Here is a 3,379-nt window from a genome sequence, read left to right as displayed (position 1 = left end):
CGCGACGACGCCGCTGCCCGCCCGCGCCCCGGCCAACCGGAGCCCGGCCCGTGTTTGACTGGCTGATCGTCGGCGCCGGCTTTGCCGGTTCGGTGCTGGCCGAGCGCCTGGCCTCGCAGCGCGGCGAGCGGGTGCTGGTGGTGGACCGGCGCCCGCACATCGCCGGCAATGCCTATGACCATTTCAACGACGCCGGCCTGCTGGTCCACCGCTATGGCCCGCACATCTTCCACACCAACAGCGACGCGATCCTGGATCATCTGTCGCAGTTCACCGGCTGGCGGCCGTACGAACACCGCGTGCTGGGCGAAGTGGACGGGATGCGCGTGCCGATCCCGATCAACCTCGACACCATCAACCGTCTCTATGGCCTTGATCTGACCAGTGACGAACTCACCGCCTGGTTTGCTGCGCGGGCCGAGCCGGTGGAGCGTATCGAAACCTCGGAAGACGTCGTCGTCTCGGTGGTGGGGCGCGAGCTTTATGAGAAATTCTTCCAGGGCTACACCCGAAAGCAATGGGGCCTCGACCCGTCGCAGCTCGACAAGTCCATCACCGCGCGCGTGCCGATCCGCACCAATCGCGACGATCGCTATTTCACCGACACCCACCAATGCATGCCGGATCGCGGTTACACCCGCATGTTCGAACGGATGCTGGACCACCCCAATATCGCGGTGATGCTGAACTGCGACTATCGCAGCATCGTCGACATGATCCCGCACCGCCGGCTGATCTACACCGGGCCGATCGACGAATTTTATGATTACCGCTTTGGCCGGCTGCCCTATCGCTCGCTGCGCTTCGTGCATGAAACGCTGGATCAGGCCCAGGCGCTGCCCACCGGCACGGTGAATTATCCGCAAACGGAGGATTTCACCCGCATCAGCGAATACAAGCACATGACCGGCCAGCAGCACCCGCAGACGGCGATCACCCGCGAATATCCGTCGGCCACAGGTGATCCTTATTATCCGATCCTGCGGCCCGAGAACCAGGCGCTGTTCAAACGCTATGAAGCGCTGGCCATGGCCGAGCCCAACACCTATTTCGTCGGCCGGCTGGCAACCTACCGCTATTACAACATGGATCAGGTGACCGGCCAGGCGCTGGCCATGTTCCAGCGCATCGACAAGGCCCTGCCACGCCGCATGACGCTGCGCCTGAACCACGGCAATGGCGCTGCCCAGCCGGCATCGGCACCGTGAAGGCCTATCCGCTGCATCCGCCGGGGGCCGCGGCAGAGGCGCCGCCGGCGCCGGCAACGCCGCTGTTCGGCTCCATGCTGATGGGCGGGTTCGAATGCGCGGCGCACAAGCGGCGTGATGGCCGTCGGCTGGACGTGATGGCCGCCACCGGCCACGACCGGCGCGCGGCCGAGGATTATCGCCTGCTGCATCGCCACGGCATGACCGCGGCGCGCGACGGGCTGTGCTGGCACCGGATCGAACGCAGCCAGGGCTATTATGACTGGAGCGGCCTGCTGCCGATGCTGCGCGCGGCCCGCGAAACCGGCACCACCATCATCTGGGACCTGCTGCATTATGGCCTGCCCGACGGGATCGACCCGTTCAGTGCCGAATTTGTCCGTCGCTTTGCCACCTTCGCCCGCCATGCCGCGCGGGTGATTGACGGTGAAAGCGATGTCGCACCGGTCTATACGCCGATCAACGAGATCAGCTTCTGGGCCTTTGCTGGCGGCGAAACGGCCGGGCTGACGCCCTTTGCCTTCGGGCGCGGGGCCGAGCTGAAGCGGCAATTGGTGCGCGCGGCGCTGGCAGCCACCGCGGAAGTGCGTGCCGTTGATGGCCGCGCCCGCATCGCCAGCGCCGAACCCCTGATCCACGTCTTTCCCGCGGGCCCCGGGCCGGACGCCGCCGATCTGGCCGCCGCCCACAACCAGGCCCAGCATGAAGCGCTCGACATGCTGCTCGGCCTGCAGGCGCCGGAGCTGGGCGGGCATGCCAATGCCGTCGATATCGTCGGCTGGAACTATTATCACAACAACCAGTGGATCGACGGCGGCCGCAGCGTGCCCCCAGGCGAATGGATCCACCGGCCGCTGCACCAGCTGCTGGCGGAAGCCGCCAGTCGCCACGGCAAGCCGGGTTATATCGCTGAAACCGGCTGCGAAGGCGCGTTCCGGCCGTTCTGGCTGCGCTATGTCGCCAGCGAAGTGCGACAGGCCCAGGCCATGGGCGTCCCGCTGGGCGGCATCTGCCTCTATCCGATCATCAGCCACCTTGGCTGGGACGATGATCGCCCCTGCGCCAACGGCCTGTTCGACGGGCACGACCCTGACTCGCCGCGCACCCTGTTCACGCCACTGGCCGACGAGATCGCCGCGCAGACAGCGCTGTTTGCCGGCGCGCCGGCCTGAGGGCGGCACCGAAATCGCGGCGCGCCGTCATCGGGGCGGGAACCAACCGCGGGCCGGCGCGTTCCCCTACTGACAACATAGGAAAAGCCCATGAAGACCACCCTGATACTCGCGGCCAGCGGGGCCGCGCTGCTGCTGGCCGGCTGCAACACCACCGCCGGCGCTGGCCGGGATCTGCAATCGGCCGGCAAGGCCATCACCAAGACATCCGAGGACGCCAAGAAATGACCCTGTTCAAACCCAAGTTGCTGGCCGGCCTCGGTCTCGTCGCCCTCGCCTTCACTGCCACCGCCGCCACGGCGCGTGACAAGAGCTGGTATATCGGCCTGCGCGGCGGTGTGGTGCTGCCGACGGACCGCAATTTCTACAGCAACACGCCGGTTCGCCCGGATTTCGATACCAGCGAAAAGCGCGGCTGGGCCGCTGCGGCGCGCCTCGGCTATGATTTCGGCGTGTTGCGCACCGAATTCGATGTCGGCTACCACCAGAACAACCTGCGCTCCATCGATCTCCTGTCCACCACCCCGGTGGGCGATGGCGGTCGTTATGGCAGCCCCACCGGCAAGATGCGCACCTGGACCGCGATGGCCAATGTGCTGGTCGACGTGATCAACACCGGGCCCTTCTCGGCCTCGATCGGTGCCGGTGCCGGTGCCGCGCGCATCGATGCCCACAATGTGCGTATCGCGCAGTCGGCCGATCTGCTGCTGAACGACAGCGACTGGGTGTTTGCCTGGAATGCGCTGGCCGGCGCCCGCCTGGCGCTCAGCCCCGGTGTCGATCTGGCGGTGGATTATCGCTATTTGCGCCCGAACCGTGCCTATTTCGTTGAAAATGGCGGCCCGGTGACCAGCACACGCCGCAATTCGCACACCATCCTGGTGGGCCTGAACTTCAACTTCGGTGGTGGCCGCGTGGTCGAGACGGCGCCGGAACCGATGGCACCGCCGATGGCCGCACCGCCGCCGCCGCCTGAGCCCGCCCCGGCCCCGCCGCCCC

General features: G+C 66.8%; 4 protein-coding genes. All 4 read left to right on the top strand.

The window, feature by feature from the left end; translation table 11 throughout:
* Window positions 1-50 precede the first annotated feature (50 nt).
* Window positions 51-1,208, top strand: coding sequence for a UDP-galactopyranose mutase (gene glf, locus GJ693_RS14875; protein ID WP_156257042.1), 1,158 nt, complete (start codon window positions 51-53; stop codon window positions 1,206-1,208).
* Window positions 1,205-2,380 (top strand): glycoside hydrolase family 1 protein, encoded by a 1,176-nt coding sequence (locus GJ693_RS14870; protein WP_197042240.1) that lies wholly within the window; start codon window positions 1,205-1,207, stop codon window positions 2,378-2,380. The genes glf and GJ693_RS14870 overlap by 4 nt, the downstream gene beginning before the upstream one ends.
* A gap of 90 nt (window positions 2,381-2,470) precedes the next feature.
* The gene (locus GJ693_RS14865) at window positions 2,471-2,608 is read left to right on the top strand and encodes an entericidin A/B family lipoprotein (RefSeq protein ID WP_156257041.1); all 138 of its coding nucleotides are present in this window, start codon (window positions 2,471-2,473) and stop codon (window positions 2,606-2,608) included.
* The coding region (locus GJ693_RS14860) for an outer membrane protein (protein WP_156257040.1) at window positions 2,605-3,379 on the top strand (775 nt) is incomplete at its 3' end. The genes GJ693_RS14865 and GJ693_RS14860, both read left to right, overlap by 4 nt.

The organism is Sandarakinorhabdus oryzae (assembly GCF_009733735.1).
GTDB classification, from domain to species: domain Bacteria; phylum Pseudomonadota; class Alphaproteobacteria; order Sphingomonadales; family Sphingomonadaceae; genus Sandarakinorhabdus; species Sandarakinorhabdus oryzae.
Note: the sequence above shows the minus strand (reverse complement) of the source record. Positions and strands in the feature narration are given on the sequence as shown.

Coding starts and splice junctions, on each gene's coding strand:
- GJ693_RS14865 (WP_156257041.1), top strand. CDS start 2,471: ATGAAGACCACCCTGATACTCGCGGCCAGCGGGGCCGCGCTGCTGCTG.